Origin of the sequence: Novosphingobium sp. ZN18A2, assembly GCF_036784765.1 — a bacterium.
In the GTDB taxonomy this organism is placed as follows: Bacteria; Pseudomonadota; Alphaproteobacteria; order Sphingomonadales; family Sphingomonadaceae; genus Novosphingobium.
The window spans coordinates 968,834-987,671 of sequence record NZ_CP136651.1; the positions used below are offsets into that span (position 1 = coordinate 968,834).

An 18,838-nucleotide genomic window follows, 5' to 3' on the forward strand; every position below is an offset into this window, starting at 1 on the left:
GACCCTAACGCCCCTTGCGCGCGGCCCTTTCGCGGCGGCGTGCTACGCGGGCGGAGGAAAAGCGGCGCATCCAGTGGCCCAGTCGCCAGTCGCGCGCTTCCATCCGTTCCAGCCAGCCGCCGTGAAAGCTGCCCCACTCCCACGCCGCGATGAAGATGAACACGCCGGTTCCGGCAATTGAGAATGCCAGCGTCGTGGGATGGGCAAGCAGGCCCCACACTGCCAGCATCGCGACCAGCGCCAGCCCGAACGAATGGCTCAGCGGGTTCCACGGATTGCCGCTGGAAATCCGCTTGAACGCCATGTTGCCCCACAGGAACAGCGCCATGCCAGCGCAGGCGATGGCGAGGAATTCGAAGTGCGCGGGTTCCATAGGATGCGCCAGCGACAGTTCGTCCGCCACGGCCAGCACCACGATTCCCGCGACAATGGGCAAGTGCCAATAGGTGAACGCATTGCGCGCGATGCGGCCGGGGTCTTCGGCGTGTTCGATATGGTGCGCGCCGCGTCGCGCGCCGATATCGAAGTAAAGCCACCACAGCGCGAACGATCCGACGAAGGCGTTGACGAAAGCGGCGGCAAGGCCGGGCCGAGGTTCGGCCGCGGCGAAGGTAGCGCCCGTGATGACCAGCCCTTCGCCCAGTGCGATGATGATGAACAGCCCGCAGCGTTCCGCCATGTGCGCGCCCGAAATGTCCCAGTCCGCGCTGGTGGAGCGGCCCATGCCCGGCACGGCATAGAACAGCAGCGGCGCGGTGTATTCAATGGCCAGTGCAAAGGCCCACCACGCCATTCGGTATGCCGGATCGGCGGCCAGCGCGCCAGCCGCCCACGGCAGCGCGGACGCCATGAACCACACCGCGATGCGCAACAGGTTGCGCGCGCCATTCCGCCGGAACTCGCCGCGCGCCCGCGCCACCCACAGCGTCCGCCCCACCTGTATCGCCACATAGGCGGCGGCAAACCACGGCCCGCCCTTGCCGAAAGCGGTGGGGATCGCGCAGCCCAGCACCAGACTGGCCAGCATGACCGCGCCGATCGCCAGCCGGTTGGGTCCGCGATCGGGATCGATCCAGTTGGTCGCCCATGTGGTATAGACCCATGCCCACCACACCGCGAACAGCAGGATCGCGGCCTGCAAGGTGCCTGTCGCATCCATCCTTTCGAGCAGGAAATGCGAAAGCTGGGTTATCGCGAAGACATAGACGAGGTCGAAGAACAGCTCCAGATTGCTGACCGAATTGCCGCCCGCCGCGTCGCGCCGGCGCAGCAGCGTGCGCGACGTTTCATGGCGCGCACCGGCCAGTGCCGCACCGAATGTCGCGCGACCAGTATCAGGGTCAGGCATCGCCCGCGGTGCGTGACAGGAAAGCATCGAGCGCGGCGTTGACCGCATCGGGCGCCTCCCACGGCACGAAATGGCCGCAGCCCGATACTTTCTCTATCGTCAGGTCGGGGATCAGCGCGTCCATCCCTTCAAGGTTCACCGGCGGCAGCGCGAAATCGTCCATCGCCCAGATCACCAGCGTCGGAATCGCCAGCGGCGGCACAGGCGCATCCTTGTACCCTTCGGGCAGCGCGAACGGTGCGTCCATCGGCGGCACGGACATCGGGCTGGCGCGATACCAGTTGAGCATGGCGATGGCCGCATCGGGATCGGCCCAGTCCTGCATCAGCGCCTCGCGCTCTTCCGGCTCCATCATCGGGGATTCCGGGCGTTCGCCAAATGCCTTGAGCAGCATTGCGCCCAGCCCGAACTGGCGTACCATTTCATCGTTCGCGGTATCGCGGAAGGTGCGGAAATACTGACTCGATTCGCGTTGTTGCGGGCTGGTCCACAGCAGGCGCGGGAAGATCACCGGATGCGGCGCGTTGGCGATCACCGCGCGGGTTACGCGATTCTTCTGTCCCAGCAGCGCAACGCCCCAGGCAATCGCGCCGCCCCAGTCATGCCCAAGGATGGTGAAGGTGCCCACGCCCAGTGCATCGGCCAACTGGAAAATGTCGCCGATCAGCTTGTCGGGTGTGTAGTTTTCCGCGCCTTCCGGCTTGGACGATCCGCGATAGCCGCGCTGGTCGGGCGCGATGCAGCGGAACCGGCCTGAAAGATGCGCGATCTGGTGGCGCCAGGTGCGATGCGATTCGGGAAAGCCGTGCAGGAAGATCAGCGCGGGCGCATCGCGCGGGCCGGCATCGACAACGTCCAGCTCGATCCCGCTGGCAAGCTTTACGCGAACCTGCTGCATCAGCCTTCCTCCTTCATCTTTTCGGCATAGCCGCCTGCCACCAGCGCGGCCATCTGGTCGAACAGCGCGTCAGGCGTGCGGCGCAGTTCGCCGATCTGCTTTTCCATGCCCACCGCGACAACGATCTCGCGCTCGTCGGCGGCGATGGCGGCCAGCATGTCCTCGGCCGCCGCATCCGGGTCCAGCCCGTTCTCTATCGCCTTGTCGGAAACGCCGCGCGCGGAACCGTCGGCGGTCAGCGCATTGCGCGCAACGCCGGTGCGGATCGATCCGGGCGCGATAACCTGCACCTTGATGCCAAGGTGCGAAACCTCGGTCCGCAGCGCGTCCGAATATCCGAACAGTCCGAATTTCGCCGCGCTATAGGCGGTGCGCATGGGCGACCCCACCTTGCCCGCCACGCTGGAAATCATCACGATCCGCCCGCTTTCGCGCGCGATCATGCGCGGCAGCAGCGCCTGCGTCAGTGCGATGGGGGCCAGCAGGTCGACGTCGACAATGCGCTGATAGACCGGAAACGCGGTGTCCACGGCAAGGCTGCGCTGCGAAATGCCGGCATTGTTTACCAGCATGTCAATCCCGCCGGAGATCGGTTCGGCCCATGCCCATGCCTTGTCCGCCGCAGCCTGCGCTGCATCATGGTCGGTCGCTTCGAAAGGCAGGATCAGGCAATCGCCGCATCCCATCCCTACTTCGCGCAGCGCCGCCTCGTTGCGGCCCGACAGCACCAGTCGGGCGCCCTTTCCCGCCAGCGCACGCGCCAGCGCCGCGCCTATGCCCGACGATGCGCCCGTGATCCATGCCACTTGTCCGCTGAAGGCCATTCGAATCTCTCCCGTTGTGCTTTTGGGCGCACGATGCGGTCAGCCGGTGCGCTTGTCGAGAATCTCCAGCAGTTCGGGCGGAAAGATCGCTTCGTGCCAGTTGTCCAGTTCGGCCCGCGTGAACCAGCGGTGGTCCTGCATGATGCGCCGCTCAAGCTCTGTATGGCCGCTGGTGTCGACGGTGAAAGCGGGCACGCGCACGCGGAAATAGCGTTCGTCGGCGGTAACCGGTTCGCCGGTCGCGGTGGTGAAGTCATTGCCGCGCACATGGATGGCGGGGCCGGGATCGGCCTCCAGCCCGGTTTCCTCGAACAGTTCGCGCCGCGCCGCGTCGGCAAAATCCTCGCCCGGTTCGCATTCGCCGCCCGCCGTCGCCCAGAACGGGCGGCGCGTGAACGTGAAACGGAACAGGAGCAGCCTGTCGTCGGGATCGATCACCAGCACCCGCGCCGCGCGGCGGATACGCCGTTCGGTCGCGGTCACGCCTCGCCCGGCGCGCGGGCGCGGATGGCAAGGGCGTGCACGCGCTCGCCCGGAATGTCGCCCAGCGCCTTGTTCACCATGCGCTGCCGGTTGACGCGGCTCACGCCTTCGAAAGCGGCGCTTTCGATTTCCACGGTAAAGTGCGATTCGCCGCTGCCGTCGTCGCCCGAATGGCCGCTGTGCTTGGCGCTGTCGTTGATCACCGCGAGCGCGGTCGGCGCGAAGGCGGCGTTGAGTTTCTGTTCGATTTCGTGGGCAATTGGTCCGGTCATGGGTTTTCTTCTAGCGCATCACGCCCCATGTGGAAGCCCGTGAAGTATGACAGGTTTCATGGCCGCGTTTCGGGGAGCGGCCGCCCTTGCGAAGCCCCCGGTTGTGAGGAAGCGGGCGAATTCCGTGCACCGGGGATGCGCCCGGGCGGGTTCGACGGGCCGGGCGAATGGCGCTGGTTCTGCCTCGATCACGTGCGCGAATTCAATTCGGGATACGACTGGTTCGAAGGCATGACGGCCGAGGAGATCCTCGACGCGCAGTCCCCGGTTTCGGGCTGGAGCAGCGAAACGCGCGCCTTCCGCCCCAGCGCCGATGCGGACGCCGCCCCGCGCTGGGCCGATTTCGACGATCCGCTCGATGCGATCAGTGCGCGCGCCCGGATGCGGCGCAACGATTATGCCCGCGCGCAGGAAGCGACCGGGCGCGGCATCCCGCCCGACGAACGGCGCGCTTTCGAAGTGCTGGGCCTTGGTTTCGATGCCGATCGCAAGGCGCTGCGCAGCCGCTATTCGGCGCTGGTGCGCAAGTACCACCCCGATCGCAACGGCGGCGACCGCAGCCACGAAGGCCGGTTGCAGCAAGTGGTCGATGCCTATCAGAAACTGAAGAAGTCCGCCCGCTTCGGCTGACCGGCGCGGGCCGCCGCCACCCCTCTCTTGCGCGTTGCAGCAAAGTTATCCATGCTGGATGCAACAGGGGAAAATATGCGGCATTTCTTGGCAGTTACGATCGCGCTCGCGCTGGCTTCTCCGGCGCTTGCGAAGGAACCCGCCGGCAAGGCGGGTTCGGCGGGCAAGGTGAGCCCGGACAAGGTGTTCGCGGGAAGCACCGCGGTGGCAGGCCTGCTGCCGGTCCATGTCGACAGGGACGGCGGGCGCATCCTGCTGACCTTGCCCGAACCGGACGAGGACGGGGTATCGGTCCGCTATCTCTACACAACGTCACTGCGCACCGGGCTTGGCTCCGCGCCGACGTTCCTCGATCGCGGGCGTGTTGGCAACACGCAGATCCTCGCCTTCCGTCGCATCGGCAAGAAAGTGGCCGTACAGTTCGAAAACCCGCGCTTCCGCGCAACCGGCGCCGCGATGTCGGACCCGGCGGGAAGCGCCGATTTCGCGACCTCGGTCGTGTGGATGGGCGATGTCGCCACCACGCTGCCCGACGGCAGCTATGTGGTCGATATCGCGCCGTTCCTCGCCGCCGACACGCTGGATATCGCCGCGTCGCTGAACCAGAGCGGCGATACGATGGGCACCGGCGAAGGGCGCGACGGGGGCAAGGGCTTCAAGCGCGATGAAAAGCTGAGCGCGGCCTTGCCGGGGTCGTTAAAGGTCTTCCCCGACAACATAGAGGTCGATGCGATCCAGACCTATGTTTCAGACAAGCCGGGGGCGGAAGTCGCCAACATCGCACCCGATCCCAAGAAGGTCAGCTTCACGGTCCATTCCAGCTTCGTGAAACTGCCCGCGCCCGGTTTCGTGCCGCGTATCTACGATCCGCGCATCGGCGGCTTTTCCACGCAGGTCGTCGATTTCGCCGCGCCGCTGGGCGATGACGTGGTGCGCAATTTCGCCAACCGGTTCCGGCTGGAAAAGGTCCATCCCGGCCCTGCGCCATCGCGCGTGAAAACGCCCATCACCTATTACATAGACAGCCGGGCGCCGCAGCCGATCCGCGATGCGTTGATCGAAGGGGTTGGCTGGTGGAACAAGGCATTCACCGCCGCCGGGTTCATCGATGCCTTCGAAGTGAAGCCGCTTCCGCCCGGCATCGATCCGATGGACGTGCGATACAACATCGTGAACTGGGACGACCGCGCGACGCGCGGCTGGTCATACGGTCAGGAAATCGTCGATCCGCGCACCGGAGAGATCGTGAAGGGCATGGTCGTGCTCGGCTCGCTGCGCGCGCGGCAGGATATCCAGATATTCGAAGGGCTGGTCGGCGCAGGCAAGCTGGGCACCGGCGGGCCGAACGATCCCGTCCAGGCCGCTCTGGCCCGGTTGCGCCAGTTGGGCGCGCACGAAGTGGGCCACACGCTGGGCTTCGCGCACAACTTTGCCGCCAGCACGCAGGATCGCGCGTCCGTGATGGACTATCCCGCGCCGCGCATCGGACTGAAGGACGGAAAGCCTGATCTTTCCGATGCCTATGGCGTGGGTGTGGGCAAGTGGGACATGGCGACCGTTGCCTGGCTCTACGGCGCGCCGGACAATGCGGCGGCAAAGGCGAAGGCAGCCGAAACGGTCGCCTCCGGCCTGCGATACGTGAAGGATGACAACGCCCGCGCGCCCGATACCGCCCAACGCTGGGGCGGTCTGTGGGATGACGGCGCGAATCCCACTGACGAGCTGAACCGCATGATGGCCGTGCGCAAGGCGGCCATCGCCAACTTCGGGCTGGGCGCGCTCGGTCCGGGCGAGCCGGTGGCGGACCTGCGCCGCCGCTTTGTGCCGATCTGGCTGCTTCACCGCTATGAAGTGATCGCCGCGGGCAAGGCGATAGGCGGCGCCACGTTCCGCTATGCGGTAAACGGAGGCAGACACGAACGCGCGGTGCCGGTTTCGGCAGCGGACCAGAATGCGGCGATCGATGCGCTGCTGGCGACGCTTTCGCCCGATGCGCTGCGCGTTCCGGCGCGACTGGTGCCGCTGCTCTCGATCCCGGAGGCACCAGGCGGCAACCGGCAGTTCGATATAGAGGTGTTCAAGACGGAGAAGGGACCGCTGTTCGATCCGCTGGTCGCCGCCGATGCCGCTGCGGAGATCACGTTATCGTCGCTGCTTGCACCTGCGCGCCTGGCGCGGCTTTCGGCCCAGCATTCGCTCGATCCGGCCATGCCCGGCGTCGGCGATGTCGCGGACCGGCTGGTCGCCGCCGTGCTGCCCGCGAAGACGGACGCGTTGCAGCGGCGCATCGCCTATCGCGCCATCGTGATGCTGGCCGGGGCCGCGGCGGACAAGGCGACCTCTCCCGATGCGGCGGCTCTGCTGGACCAGAAGGTGCATGACATTGCCGGGCAGTTGGCGCGGCGCAAGGGCGACGCGGCGGAACGCGCATGGGCGGCCAGCCTGTCGCGCAAACTGCTCGATCCGCGCCAGCGTGCCGAACTGGTCAAAGACCTGCCGCGCCGCGTACCCGTACCGCCCGCCGACCCGATCGGCGGAGGCGAAGGCGGCTGGATGGATTTCTGAGGGTCAGGTTCTGCCCTGCAAAACGCTCAAGAGCGGATATTCGTCGCGCTCACCCCGGTATCGCCCGTTCGATAATCGCGCGCGTGTCGATTGTCGCGTCGAACGCGCCATAGGCCATTCCGCGCTGTTCCAGCCGCAGTGTGCAGAACGCTTCGGCCACCGGGCTTTCCCACTCGATCAGCACGGCGGCCTGCGCCATCAGCGCCAACCGTTCCACGCCGAGCCGGGCGGTGCCTTCGTGCAGCCCCTTCCAGTCGAAAGCGGAAAGCGCGCGGTCGTAGGCGGAATTCTGCCCTTGCCGGGCGAGCAGGTACGCGCGCAGCGCCTCGACCGATTCGGGTTCCCGCCCGACGGCACGCAACACGTCGAGCGCGATGACGTTGCCCGATCCTTCCCAGATCGCGTTCAGCGGCGACTGGCGGAACAGGCGCCCCATCGGCCCCGTTTCGACGTATCCCGCGCCACCATGCGCTTCCATCGCTTCATAGATCATGCTCGGCGCGCGCTTGCACACCCAGTATTTGGCGACCGGGGTCAGCAGCCGCGCGATCGGGTCGCCTTCATCAAAAGCCTGCGCCAGCCTTAATCCGATCGCCGTTGCCGCTTCGCTTTCCAGCGCAAGGTCGGCCAGCACGTTGGCCATCGCGGGCTGGTCTGCCAGCCGCTTCTGAAAGGCAGAACGGTGCGCCGAGTGCCACACCGCCTGCGCCAGCCCCCAGCGCATCTGCCCGGCAGAGCCCATCACGCAATCGAGCCGGGTGTGCTGCACCATCTGGATGATTGTTGCCACGCCGCGCCCTTCCGGACCCACGCGGCGGGCCAGCGCACCGTGGTATTCGACTTCGGACGAAGCGTTGGACTTGTCGCCCATCTTGTCTTTCAGGCGCATCACCCGAAAGCCCGTATTGCGCGTACCGTCGGGCAGCCAGCGCGGCAGCAGGAAGCAGGTGAGGCCGCCTTCGGAATAGGCAAGCGTAAGGAACGCATCGCACATCGGCGCAGAGCAGAACCACTTGTGCCCGGTGAGCGAATACCACCCCGCGCCCGTATCCGGCGCAGGGCTCGCGCGCGTGGTATTGGCGCGCACGTCTGACCCGCCCTGCTTTTCCGTCATCGCCATGCCGATGGTGACGCCCGCCTTCTCACCGGCGGGGCGCACCGCCGGGTCATAGCGTCCGGCAAGGATGCGCGGGGTCCATTCGGCGGCCACATCCGGTTCAGCCTCCAGCGCCGCGACCGCGGCATAGGTCATCGTCATCGGGCAGGTGGTGCCCGCATCGGGCTGGGTGGAAAGCATCAGTATCGCGGCGTGGAGCGCGTGGCCGTTTGCCGTGCCGTCCCACGCGGCGTTGGCGAAGCCGCTCTCCAGCCCCAGCCGCATCAGGCCGTGATAGGCGGGATGGAACGTAACTTCGTCTATCCGCCGGCCATATCGATCGTGCGTTTCCAGTACGGGCTGAACGCGGTTGGCCTCAACGCCCCAAGCCTGCAATTCGGCAGAGCCTGAACGCTGGCCAAGCGCAGAGAGCCGCTGCGAATGGGCGCCCGCGCCGGACCTTGTCACCGCATCGCACAGCGCGCGGTCGGTGGTGAACAGGTCGATATCTTCCAGCGGCGGCGGCTGGTTGAATACGTCGTGCGTGTCAAGCGCCTCTACCGGACGGTGTGCAGTCATGTCTCTCTCTCCTGCCGTAACCCTAGCGCGGGCGCGGCAGGAGAGAAATGACTTCGATCAGCCTTCCAGGCGTTCGATGATGATCGCCGGGGCCATGCCGCCCGCCGCGCACATCGTGACGAGGCCATAGCGCCCGCCGGTCCGCTCAAGCTCGTCAACCACGGTGCCGATCAGGATCGAACCCGTCGCGCCGATCGGGTGGCCCAGCGCCATCGCGCCGCCGTTCGGGTTGACCTTGGTGCGGTCAAGCTCAAGGTCGCGGATGAACTTTTCGGCGACCACGGCGAAGGCCTCGTTGATCTCCCAGTGGTCGATATCGTCCTTGGTCAGGCCCGCCTTTTCCAGCACCTTCTTCGCCGCCGGGACCGGGGCGTTCAGCATCAGCGTGGGATCGTCGCCCTGGTTGGCATAGGCAACGATGCGCGCGCGCGGCTTCAGCCCGTGCTTTTCCGCGTATTCCTTGCTGGTGAGAAGAACAGCGGCCGCGCCATCGACCACGCCCGAGGAGTTGCCGGCGTGATGCACGCCCTTCCAGTCGAGTTCGGGGTAGCGGCGCTGGATCTGCTTGCGGAATGTCACGCCGTCGCCAAGATCGAAGTCCGCGATCTTGTCAAAGCTCGCTTTCAGGCCCGAAAGACCCTCCATCGTCGTTTCCGGACGGGGGAATTCCTCATGATCGAGCGCGACGGAACCGTCTTCGTTGTAAACGGTGACCAGCGACTTGTCGAAGCGGCCTTCGCGGATCGCGCGGTCGGCCCGTTCCTGGCTGACCATCGCCAGCGCGTCGAGCGCGTGGCGTTCAATGCCTTCGCGCGCGGCGATCGCATCGCCGCACACGCCCTGGTGCGACTGCGGGTGCATCGCGTCGAGTTCGGGGTTGCCCGAACCCATGCCGAGCGGCTTGAAGCCGGCATTCGCCTGCTCCGCGCCCCAGGCGGCGGTGAAGCTCATCATCTCGGTGCCGCCGGCGACCACGCAGTCCTCCATGCCCGCCATGATCGTGGCCGCGGCAAGGTTCACCGACGTGATGCCGCCGCCGCAGAAACGGTCGAGCGTGGTGCCGCTCGCGGAAATGTCATAGCCCGCCGCCAGCGCGGCCATGCGACCAAGATCGCCCGCCTGCTTGCCGTATTGCGACGAGGTTGACCAGATCACATCGTCGACGGTCGCGGTGTCGAGATTGTTGCGCTCCTTGATCGCCTTGAGCACGGTGGAGGCGAGGTGCTGCGGGTGCAGGTGCGACAGCGCGCCCTTGCCCGGCTTGCCGATGCCGCGCGGCGTGCGGCAGGCGTCGATGATATAGGCTTCGGCCATTTCAGTGTCCTTTCAGGGGTTGTTCGTGAAAAGTCAGACCAGCATTCCGCTCAGGCGGTTGCGGACGATGTCTTCGGCCTCGGCCACGATGCGCTTCACCAGCACATCGCACGTCGGCACGTCGTTGATCAGGCCCTGGATCATGCCCGCGGACCAGATGCCGTGGTTGGTATCGCCGGTATTCAGCCCTTCGCGGCCGCGCACGCCCTTCACCAGGTCCGCTACCGCCTCGAACGGCTTGCCTTCGCGCTCGGCTGCGACGACCTGCTGCGATATTTCGTTCTTCGCCACGCGGGCGGTGTTGCGATAGGTGCGGAAGATGAGGTCGGTCGAACGCTCGTCGTTCTCGACCATCTGCTGCTTGAAGTCATCGTGGATCGGCGCTTCGACCGTCGCGGTGAAGCGCGTGCCCATGTTGATGCCGTCAGCCCCCAGCGCCAGCGCGGCAACCAGCCCGCGCCCGTCGCCGAAGCCGCCGCTGGCGAGGATCGGAATCTTCACCTTGTCGGCCGCCGCGGGAATCAGGATCAGGCCGGGAATATCGTCCTCGCCCGGGTGGCCCGCACATTCGAAACCGTCGATGCTGATAACATCCACCCCGTTGCGTTCGGCCGAAAGCGCGTGGCGAACGGCTGTGCACTTGTGCAGGATCTTCACGCCCTTGGGCTTCAGGATTTCCCAGATTTCGCGCACCGCCGGCGTGCCCGCCGTCTCAACGATCTTCACACCGCCATCCAGCACGGCTTGCGCATAGGCCTTGTAATCGGGCGGATTGATCGTGGGGAACACAGTGATATTCACGCCAAATGGCTTGTCGGTCATCGACCGGCAGCGCTCGATCTCGTCGCGCAGCGCTTCGGGGCTGGGCTGGGTCAGCGCGGTCAGTATGCCGAGGCCGCCCGCATTGGCGACGGCGCTGGCCATCTCCGCCGTGCCGACCCATTGCATGCCGCCCTGCACGATCGGATGTTCGATTTCGAGCAGTTCGGTAATCCGCGTCTTGAAAGGCATCTGGAACTCCCTCTTTTAATTCTTCGATTGCTTGGTTCGATAAGGTGTAGGCGTCAGTAGCTTCGCGGCAGGCCCAGCACGTGTTCGGCCAGGTAACTGAGGATCAGGTTCGTGCTGATCGGTGCGACCGTATAAAGCCGCGCTTCGCGGAACTTGCGTTCCACATCGTATTCCTCAGCAAAACCGAAGCCGCCGTGGGTCTGCACGCACATATCGGCGGCCGCCCAGCTTGCTTCGCTGGCAAGCAGCTTTGCCATGTTCGCTTCGGCCCCCGGATTGCCGCCTGCGTCGTAAACCTGCGCGGCGTGGTGGACCATCAGTTCGGCCGCGCGCATCTGGGCATAGCAGCGCGCGATGGGAAACTGGATGCCCTGGTTCTGGCCGATCGGCCTGCCGAACACCTTGCGCTCACCCGCGTAGGCGGTTGCCTTTTCTATGAACCACTTGGCATCGCCGATGCATTCCGCACCGATCAGGATGCGTTCGGCGTTCATGCCGGAAAGGATATAGCGGAAACCCTTCCCTTCCTCGCCGATCAGGGCCGAGGCGGGTATGCGCATATCGTCGAAGAACACCTCTGTCGTGGAGTGGTTCATCATCGTGCGGATCGGCTTGATCGTCATGCCGCTTCCCACAACCTTGCGCATGTCGACCAGGAAGATCGAGAGCCCTTCGGTCTTTTTCGCCACCTGTTCGCGCGGGGTGGTGCGGGCAAGCAGCAGCATAAGGTCTGAATGTTCGGCGCGGCTGGTCCAGATCTTCTGGCCGTTGACCACGTATTCATCGCCGTCCCTCACCGCAACGGTTCGCAGGGAAAGCGTATCGGTGCCGCTGGTCGGTTCGGACACGCCAAACGCCTGCAACCGCAAAGAGCCATCGGCGATGCCGGGCAGGTATTCGCGCTTCTGTTCTTCGCTGCCGTAACGCAGCAGCGTGTTCATGATATACATTTGCGCGTGGGCAGAGGCACCGTTGCAGCCAGATGCCTGGATTTCCTCCATGATAACGGCCGCTGCATCGAGCTTCAGGCCAGAGCCGCCGTATTCGGGCGGAATCAGCGCGGCAAGGAAACCCGAATGGGTCAGCGCGTCGACGAATTCACCCGGATAGGCCCGCTCCCGGTCCTTCTCGCGCCAATATTCGCCGGGGAATCCTTCGCACAGCGCGCGGACAGCGCGGCGGATTTCTGCGATGTCTTCGTGTTCGGTCATAACCTCGCCCACGCCGAGTCGATTGACCGGCGATTGATTTAATCGCTTGATTAAACCGCTGACGCGATGATGCAACCGCTAATGCGCGTGGGTGGGGATGGTTGGCTTTGGGAAAGCTGCTTTCGGAGTGCGGACTGTCTGCAACGGCTCCGCGTCCGGGATGGCACCCGTTGGCACGCATGGCCGGACGCGGGCGCACAAAGCCGAAATCGCACTTGTCCACTCGCCCTGAATTCCCAGCCCCTAGGCCAGCGGGCCAAGGTCCGGGGCTATCCATCTGCGCCGCGCTTCCACCGAGAACAGCCGTTCGCGCGTGTAGAAGCGCAGTGGCCAGTCGCGCGGGGCCATGTCCGAGGCGAGCAGGCGGTTGACCGCCTCGACCAGCGTCACGCCCTCGGGCAGGCTCACGGCGAAGCGGCGCACGCCTGCGATGTAAAGCTGGGTCAGCGTTTCGTGATAGCCCTGCGTATCGTCGTTGATCCCGCCTTTCGCTGCGTTGAAGGCGCGGATCGCGTTCGGCAACTGCGTCTCGCAGGCGAAATCGGGGCGTTCGCGCACCAGCCACAGGCACGCGGCGAGGTGCGCTTCGTGCGTCCACTCTTCCTTGGGGAGCGAGCGGTCGAGCAGCCCGGTGCCCACGCGGCGCACGGCCTCGTCATCAGCAAACAGGCGGATCGGATGGTCGGTCAAAACGAAAACTCCCGGCAATTCCCGCTGGCGGGAACCCGGGAGCTTTCATGTCCGGTCCCCGCCTGAAGCGGGGACGCGTTCAGGCCAATATCAGGCGGCGACAGTCGCGCCCGGAGCTGCCTGGCGCACGCCTTCGTCGACGTGATCGGCAAATTGCGCGAAGTTGTCGATGAAGGCCTTGACCAGCGTCTGCGCGGTCTCGTCGTAGGCGTCCTGGTCGGGCCACGCGGCGCGCGGGTCGAGCAGCCTGGTATCGACGCCCGGCACGGCCACCGGAACTTCAAAGCCGAAGTTGGGATCCTTCTTGAACTCGACTTCGTTCAGGCTGCCGTCGAGCGCGGCGTTAAGCAGCGCGCGCGTTGCCTTGATCGGCATACGCTTGATGCCCGGCGTCGTCGCCTTGCCGCCCGACCAGCCGGTGTTGACCAGCCAGCACTTCACGCCGCCCTTGGCAATCCGCTCTTTCAGCAGGTTGCCATAGACCGACGGGTGGCGCGGCATGAACGCGGCGCCGAAGCAGGTGCTGAAGGTGGCCTGCGGTTCGGTCACGCCGATTTCGGTTCCGGCCACTTTGGCGGTGTAGCCTGAAAGGAAGTGGTACATCGCCTGCTCGGGCGTCAGCCGCGCGATCGGCGGCAACACACCATAGGCGTCTGCGGTAAGCATGATGACGTTCTTGGGCACCGGGCCGAGGTTTTCTTCCGAAGCGTTCGGAATGAAGTCAATCGGATAGGCGCCGCGCGTGTTCTCGGTCTTGCTGGCGTCGGTGAAATCCAGCTCGCGCGTATCGGGATCGATCGTCACGTTCTCAAGGATCGTGCCGAACATCTTCGTGGTCGCGTAGATCTCCGGCTCGCCCTCGGCCGAGAGGTTGATCATCTTGGCGTAGCAGCCGCCTTCGAAGTTGAACACCGCGGTGTCTGACCAGCCGTGTTCGTCATCGCCGATCAGCGTGCGCGAAGCGTCGGCGGAAAGCGTGGTCTTGCCGGTGCCCGAAAGGCCGAAGAAGATCGCGCTCGTTCCGTCGGCGCCGATGTTGGCCGAACAGTGCATCGGCATCACGCCCTGCGCCGGGAGCAGGAAGTTGAGCAGGCCGAACACGCCCTTTTTCATCTCGCCCGAATATTCGGTGTTGCCGATCAGGATCAGCTTCTCGGTGAAGTTGACCGCGATCACCGTGTCGCTGTTGCAGCCGTGACGTTCGGGGGTCGCCTTGAAGCTGGGCAGGTTGATGATCGTGTATTCAGGCTCGAAGCCGGCCAACTCGTCAGCAGTCGGGCGCACCAGCAGCGTGCGCACGAACAGGCTGTGCCAGGCCAGCTGGGTAAGGACGCGCACGTTGACGCGGTATTCGGGCTGGCTGCCGCCGAACAGGTCGGCAACGAACATCTCGTCCTTGTCGCCGAGCGCGGAGAGGAAATCGGCCTTGAGGTTCGCCCAGTGCTCGCCATTCATCGGCTGGTTGATCGCGCCCCAGTCAACAGCGCTCTCGGTCGTGGCATCGCGAACGATGAACTTGTCCTTCACGCTGCGCCCGGTGAACTTGCCGGTATCGACCAGCAGCGCGCCGTCCCTGGTCAGCACGCCTTCGCCACGCTTCAGCGCCTGCTCTACCAGCGGGGCGGTGCCCAGGTTGGCATGGAGCGTGGCAGGCTGGGGGAAACCCTGCGCAGCGAGCGAGACGTTGAGCTTGGTGTCGGACACTTGGACTTTCTCCGGTCTTGTATTCCGCCGAACTGCCGGCCCTCTCCAGGCCGTGGAAGTTGTTCGGCAGACGTTACGGCGGTCACTATCGCGCAATATTTACGAATACGAATGCGCCCGCGAATCCAGCGTGCGCATAGTTGAGCGCAAAAGCCGCGTCAAATCGCGCGCGCATGAAAATGTTGCGCAGCAATTGCAGATTTCGCCAAGGCAGTTGCATGGCATGCGCAGACAGGCCGGTGCGCGTTGGCGCTTGCCTTTCCTCCCCCTCGCCGTTCTAGATGCCCGGCATGGACGAAGCATCGCGCGACAGTGCTGACCTGCCGGCAAAATCGCCACCGCATGCTGCGCGGGTGATCGCCCTTGTCGACGATGACCGCAACATCCTTACCACCGTTTCGATCGCGCTTCAGACAGAAGGGTTCGCAACCCGGCTCTATACCGATGGCGATACCGCGCTGAAGGCGCTGCTGGAAAACCCGCCGGACCTTGCGGTGTGCGACATAAAGATGCCGCGCATGGACGGGCTGGAGATGCTGCGCCGCCTGCGCGAGAAGAGCGAACTGCCGGTGATCCTGCTGACCAGCAAGGACGACGAGGCGGACGAAGCGCTGGGCCTTTCCATGGGTGCGGACGATTATATCGCCAAGCCTTTTAGCCAGCGCCTGCTCGTGGCGCGAATCCGCGCAATCCTGCGCCGCAGCGAAGTAACCCGGCGCGACGCCGATGCCGAACCGCCGGCGCAGCCGCTGCCCGATCCGATCAAGCGCGGACGGTTGACGATGGACCCGGCGCGCCACCACGTAACCTGGGCGGGCAGACCGGTTTCGCTGACGGTGACGGAGTTCCTGATCCTGGAAGCGCTGGCCATGCGTCCGGGCGTGGTGAAGACGCGCGGCGCGCTGATGGACGCAGCCTATCACGACGACGTGTTCGTCGACGATCGCACCATAGACAGCCACATAAAGCGCCTGCGCCGCAAGATGCGCGTCGCCGATCCGCAATTTTCGGCAATAGAAACGCTGTATGGCGCGGGCTACAGCTTCACCGATGACTGATCCCGCGCCCGCCACGCGCATGGGCGGCGGTCGTCGGACAGGCTCGATGTTCTGGCCGCGCAACCTTTCGCTCACGTCGCGCATCCTGGCCGTGAACCTGATCGCGCTGGGGTTGCTGGCGGGCAGCCTGTTCTACCTCGACAGCTATCGCAAGCAGCTGCTTGGCGAACGCTTCAAGCTGGCGCGCGCCGAAGCGCAGATCACCGCCGACGCGCTGGAAGAGATGAACCCGCGCCAGCGACGGGAACTGGCGGTGCGTGTCGGATCGCAGCGCAAGATGCGCTTGCGGATATTCAATGCGAAGGGCGCGCTTGAACTCGACAGTTTCACGCTGGCCCCGCCCACGTTCACGCTGGTCGATCCGGCAAGCGAATCCTGGCTGCAGACGGCGGCGCGCGCGCTGGACCGCGGGGTGGATTTCATCGTCGGCGCGCCAGACGTGCCGCTATACAGCGAACCCGCGACGGATACGGCGGCGAACTGGCCGGAAGTGGGCATGGCGCGCAAGTACGGCGCGTCGAAGGTGTTCTTCCGCTATGCGCCCGACAGGACGCCGGTGATCACCGCCGCCGTGCCGGTGGGCAAGAGCGGCGAAACGCTGCTTACCCTGCGCAACGCGCCCGACATCACCCAGGCGGTGCGCGATGCGCGCCAGACGCTGGCGATCATCGTGGCGGTGGCGCTGCTGTTTTCCATCCAGCTTTCGCTGTTCCTTGCACGCACCATCGTCCAGCCGCTGCGCACGCTGGTGCGCGCGGCGGTGCGCGTGCGCCTGGGGCGCGACCGCGCGGTGGTTGTGCCGCGCCTGCCCGAGCGCGGGGACGAGATCGGACTGCTGGCGCGCGCCTTTTCGGACATGACCGCCGCGCTGCGCCAGCGCATCGACGCGGTCGAAAGTTTCGCCGCCGATGTCGCGCACGAGCTGAAGAATCCGCTCGCTTCGCTGCGCAGCGCGGTGGACACGATGGACAAGGTGGAAGACCCGGACCTGCGCCGCCAGCTTGTGGGCATCGCCGCGCACGACGTTCAGCGGATCGACCGCCTGATTACCGAGATCGCCGATGCCAGCCGCATCGATGCGGAGCTTTCGCGCGCCACGTTCGAGCCGGTGGACCTGGCGGCGCTGGCCGCGCGGCTGGTCGGCGCGCGCAGCGCAAGGGGCCTGTCGGACGATGCGCCGCAGATCCGCTTTCGCCGGGGGCCGGGTGCGGCCATCGTGGCGGGGGATGCGGCGCGGCTGGAACGCGTGCTGGAAAACCTGCTGGACAACGCCGTCTCCTTCTCGCCGCCCGGTGGCGAAGTGGCGGTGCTGGTGGCCGGCGGCGATGCCGGTGTGCAACTGACCGTGACGGACGAAGGGCCGGGCATCCCGATGGCCGAACGCGAGAAGGTGTTCGACAGGTTCCACTCGGTCCGCCCGCCGGACGAGGCGTTCGGTTCGCACAGCGGCCTGGGCCTCGCCATCGCGCGCACGATCGCCACCGCGCATGACGGCACGCTGGATATTGCCGACAGGGCCGACGGCCGCAGCGGGACGTGCATGGTGCTGACCCTGCCCGCTGCCCGCAACGGCGCGCAATAAGGAGGCGAAATGACGACGATCCGCCAGGCCACCTGCGTTGCCATCGGGCGCAGGGCGATCCTGATCGAAGGGCCACCGGGCAGCGGCAAGTCCAGCCTTGCGCTGGCGCTGATCGACCGGGGGGCAACGCTTGTCGGCGATGACGGCATTGTGCTTGAACCGGTCGACGGCCTGCTGGTGGCAGCACCGCACCCGCGCACCGAAGGCAAGCTGGAAGTGCGCAACGTGGGGCTGGTTTCCATGCCGGCCGTCGGCGGCGTTCCGGTGGCGCTGGTGGTGCGGCTTTCACCCGATGCGCCGCGCTGGATTTCCGCACCGGACAGGGCGGTGATCGAAGGCTGTCCGCTGCCCGCAATCGCGCTGTGGCCCGATAGTCCGGCCCTGCCCCTGCGCGCGGAATATGCGCTGGACCTGTATGGCCTTGCCATAGACTGACCGATTTGCCGAACCGGCCCGGATCGCGCGCGGGGCACGAAATGCACGGGTGGCGGAGCAAAAGGCAGGCGCGCAGGGGCGCGGCGATTTGTCCCAATCGTGGAATGTGCGCAAACAGCCTCTTTCCAAGCGGCGCGGATAGCGGCAAGCCGGGCGGATTATGGATGGCGAGTCGCAGGCCACACCCCAGCGAATCCTGCTGGTCACCGGGCTGCTCGGCGCGGGCAAGACCACTGCGTTGCGCGTGCTTGAGGATCTGGGCTGGGAAGCGATCGACAATTTCCCGATCCGCCTGCTCGACCGTTTGCTGGAAACCGAATCGACCGGGACCGGGCACGATACCGCGCCGCTTGCGATCGGCTTCGATTCGCGCACGCGCGGGTTCGATCCGGCCTGGATCATCGAGCGGGTAAAGGAACTGTCCGAGCGGCCGGACCTCGACGTTACCACGCTGTTCCTCGACTGCGCGGGACGCGAGCTTGAACGGCGCTATAACGAAACGCGCCGGCGCCACCCGATGAGCGAGGACAAGCCCGTCGGCACCGGCATCGCCGCCGAGCGCGAATTGCTGGCCCCGCTGCGCCGCTGGGCGGACATGGTGATTTCCACCACAAGTTATTCCAGCAACGACCTGCAACAGGCGATTCGCCAGCAGTTCGGCGAAGACAGCCCGCAGCAGTTGACCATCACGGTCAGCAGTTTCGGTTTTGCGCGCGGCACGCCGCCGCTGGCCGACCTGGTGTTCGACATGCGCTTCCTGGACAATCCCCACTGGGACGAAACCCTGCGCCCCATGACCGGGCAGGACAAGGCGGTGGGCGATTACATCCGCCGCGATCCCGCCTTCGATGAAGCTTACACGCGGATTCGCGACCTGCTTTTGCTGCTGCTTCCGCGCTATCGGGCGCAGGGCAAGGCCTATGTCCACATCGCGTTCGGCTGCACCGGCGGGCGCCACCGTTCGGTCTTTACCGCCGAAACCATCGCTTCCGCCTTGCGCGACGCGGGATTTTCACCCACATTGCTGCACCGCAACCTGGGGTCCCGGGCAGCAGACCTGCTGGAAGGCTCCAGACGATGAACGCAGGGGCGCATTTTCTGATTCACGTAAATGGCCAGGACGGCCGGCACGCAGCCG

General features: G+C 65.7%; 17 protein-coding genes. 6 read left to right on the top strand and 11 right to left on the bottom strand.

Going from position 1 to position 18,838, the window contains the following annotated elements:
• Positions 1–4: 4 nt before the first annotated feature.
• From RXV95_RS04785 to RXV95_RS04805, 5 genes are read right to left on the bottom strand one after another with little or no spacing between them, the layout of a single operon-like run.
• Positions 5–1,348 (bottom strand): low temperature requirement protein A, encoded by a 1,344-nt coding sequence (locus tag RXV95_RS04785; RefSeq protein ID WP_338467870.1) that lies wholly within the window; start codon positions 1,346–1,348, stop codon positions 5–7.
• Positions 1,341–2,246: an alpha/beta hydrolase gene (locus RXV95_RS04790; protein ID WP_338467871.1), complete on the bottom strand. Its 906-nt coding sequence runs from the start codon at positions 2,244–2,246 to the stop codon at positions 1,341–1,343. Before RXV95_RS04790 ends, RXV95_RS04785 begins: the two co-directional genes overlap by 8 nt.
• A complete protein-coding gene (locus RXV95_RS04795; protein ID WP_338467872.1) occupies positions 2,246–3,070 on the bottom strand; it encodes an SDR family NAD(P)-dependent oxidoreductase in 825 nt (274 codons plus the stop codon). Before RXV95_RS04795 ends, RXV95_RS04790 begins: the two co-directional genes overlap by 1 nt.
• Positions 3,071–3,109: 39 nt before the next feature.
• Positions 3,110–3,553, bottom strand: coding sequence for an NUDIX domain-containing protein (locus RXV95_RS04800; RefSeq protein WP_338467873.1), 444 nt, complete (start codon positions 3,551–3,553; stop codon positions 3,110–3,112).
• Positions 3,550–3,825 carry a BolA family protein gene (locus tag RXV95_RS04805; protein WP_338467874.1) on the bottom strand — a complete coding sequence of 92 codons (276 nt, stop codon included), beginning with the start codon at positions 3,823–3,825 and terminating at the stop codon, positions 3,550–3,552. The genes RXV95_RS04800 and RXV95_RS04805 overlap by 4 nt, the downstream gene beginning before the upstream one ends.
• 39 nt (positions 3,826–3,864) lie before the next feature.
• Here RXV95_RS04805 and RXV95_RS04810 point away from each other — a divergent pair, with 39 nt between their 5' ends.
• Complete coding sequence (locus RXV95_RS04810) at positions 3,865–4,455, top strand: DnaJ domain-containing protein (protein WP_338468499.1); 591 nt, start codon at positions 3,865–3,867, stop codon at positions 4,453–4,455.
• An 87-nt stretch (positions 4,456–4,542) separates the two neighbouring features.
• Complete coding sequence (locus tag RXV95_RS04815) at positions 4,543–7,020, top strand: zinc-dependent metalloprotease (protein ID WP_338467875.1); 2,478 nt, start codon at positions 4,543–4,545, stop codon at positions 7,018–7,020.
• A gap of 49 nt (positions 7,021–7,069) precedes the next feature.
• On the opposite strand, the gene RXV95_RS04820 is transcribed toward RXV95_RS04815, so the two are convergent.
• The 6 genes from RXV95_RS04820 to RXV95_RS04845 all read right to left on the bottom strand — a co-directional run bounded on the left by RXV95_RS04820 (position 7,070) and on the right by RXV95_RS04845 (position 14,625).
• Positions 7,070–8,695, bottom strand: a complete 1,626-nt coding sequence (locus RXV95_RS04820; RefSeq protein ID WP_338467876.1) for an acyl-CoA dehydrogenase family protein — start codon at positions 8,693–8,695, stop codon at positions 7,070–7,072.
• Between the two features lie 57 nt (positions 8,696–8,752).
• Positions 8,753–10,009 carry an acetyl-CoA C-acetyltransferase gene (locus RXV95_RS04825; protein ID WP_338467878.1) on the bottom strand — a complete coding sequence of 419 codons (1,257 nt, stop codon included), beginning with the start codon at positions 10,007–10,009 and terminating at the stop codon, positions 8,753–8,755.
• A 33-nt stretch (positions 10,010–10,042) separates the two neighbouring features.
• Positions 10,043–11,020 carry a nitronate monooxygenase family protein gene (locus RXV95_RS04830; RefSeq protein ID WP_338467879.1) on the bottom strand — a complete coding sequence of 326 codons (978 nt, stop codon included), beginning with the start codon at positions 11,018–11,020 and terminating at the stop codon, positions 10,043–10,045.
• A gap of 53 nt (positions 11,021–11,073) precedes the next feature.
• Positions 11,074–12,231, bottom strand: a complete 1,158-nt coding sequence (locus RXV95_RS04835) for an acyl-CoA dehydrogenase family protein (protein WP_338467880.1) — start codon at positions 12,229–12,231, stop codon at positions 11,074–11,076.
• A gap of 243 nt (positions 12,232–12,474) precedes the next feature.
• Positions 12,475–12,921 (bottom strand): hypothetical protein, encoded by a 447-nt coding sequence (locus RXV95_RS04840; protein WP_338467881.1) that lies wholly within the window; start codon positions 12,919–12,921, stop codon positions 12,475–12,477.
• Between the two features lie 90 nt (positions 12,922–13,011).
• On the bottom strand, positions 13,012–14,625 hold the full coding sequence (locus tag RXV95_RS04845) for a phosphoenolpyruvate carboxykinase (RefSeq protein WP_338467882.1): 1,614 nt from the start codon (positions 14,623–14,625) through the stop codon (positions 13,012–13,014).
• Between the two features lie 290 nt (positions 14,626–14,915).
• Between RXV95_RS04845 and RXV95_RS04850 the strand changes: the two genes are divergently transcribed.
• The 4 genes from RXV95_RS04850 to rapZ all read left to right on the top strand — a co-directional run bounded on the left by RXV95_RS04850 (position 14,916) and on the right by rapZ (position 18,781).
• Positions 14,916–15,683 carry a response regulator transcription factor gene (locus tag RXV95_RS04850; RefSeq protein ID WP_338467883.1) on the top strand — a complete coding sequence of 256 codons (768 nt, stop codon included), beginning with the start codon at positions 14,916–14,918 and terminating at the stop codon, positions 15,681–15,683.
• A gap of 19 nt (positions 15,684–15,702) precedes the next feature.
• Positions 15,703–17,265 (top strand): ATP-binding protein, encoded by a 1,563-nt coding sequence (locus tag RXV95_RS04855; RefSeq protein WP_338468500.1) that lies wholly within the window; start codon positions 15,703–15,705, stop codon positions 17,263–17,265.
• A 9-nt stretch (positions 17,266–17,274) separates the two neighbouring features.
• Positions 17,275–17,700 (top strand): HPr kinase/phosphatase C-terminal domain-containing protein, encoded by a 426-nt coding sequence (locus RXV95_RS04860; RefSeq protein ID WP_338467884.1) that lies wholly within the window; start codon positions 17,275–17,277, stop codon positions 17,698–17,700.
• A gap of 160 nt (positions 17,701–17,860) precedes the next feature.
• Positions 17,861–18,781, top strand: a complete 921-nt coding sequence (rapZ, locus tag RXV95_RS04865; protein WP_338467885.1) for an RNase adapter RapZ — start codon at positions 17,861–17,863, stop codon at positions 18,779–18,781.
• The last annotated feature ends 57 nt before the right edge of the window (positions 18,782–18,838 follow it).

Bases quoted from the DNA above. Each gene is read 5' to 3' on its own strand.
- RXV95_RS04785 (WP_338467870.1), bottom strand. From the start codon at position 1,348: ATGCCTGACCCTGATACTGGTCGCGCGACATTCGGTGCGGCACTGGCC.
- RXV95_RS04790 (WP_338467871.1), bottom strand. From the start codon at position 2,246: ATGCAGCAGGTTCGCGTAAAGCTTGCCAGCGGGATCGAGCTGGACGTT.
- RXV95_RS04795 (WP_338467872.1), bottom strand. From the start codon at position 3,070: ATGGCCTTCAGCGGACAAGTGGCATGGATCACGGGCGCATCGTCGGGC.
- RXV95_RS04805 (WP_338467874.1), bottom strand. From the start codon at position 3,825: ATGACCGGACCAATTGCCCACGAAATCGAACAGAAACTCAACGCCGCC.
- RXV95_RS04820 (WP_338467876.1), bottom strand. From the start codon at position 8,695: ATGACTGCACACCGTCCGGTAGAGGCGCTTGACACGCACGACGTATTC.
- RXV95_RS04825 (WP_338467878.1), bottom strand. From the start codon at position 10,009: ATGGCCGAAGCCTATATCATCGACGCCTGCCGCACGCCGCGCGGCATC.
- RXV95_RS04830 (WP_338467879.1), bottom strand. From the start codon at position 11,020: ATGCCTTTCAAGACGCGGATTACCGAACTGCTCGAAATCGAACATCCG.
- RXV95_RS04835 (WP_338467880.1), bottom strand. From the start codon at position 12,231: ATGACCGAACACGAAGACATCGCAGAAATCCGCCGCGCTGTCCGCGCG.
- RXV95_RS04850 (WP_338467883.1), top strand. From the start codon at position 14,916: ATGGACGAAGCATCGCGCGACAGTGCTGACCTGCCGGCAAAATCGCCA.
- RXV95_RS04855 (WP_338468500.1), top strand. From the start codon at position 15,703: ATGGGCGGCGGTCGTCGGACAGGCTCGATGTTCTGGCCGCGCAACCTT.
- RXV95_RS04860 (WP_338467884.1), top strand. From the start codon at position 17,275: ATGACGACGATCCGCCAGGCCACCTGCGTTGCCATCGGGCGCAGGGCG.
- rapZ (WP_338467885.1), top strand. From the start codon at position 17,861: ATGGATGGCGAGTCGCAGGCCACACCCCAGCGAATCCTGCTGGTCACC.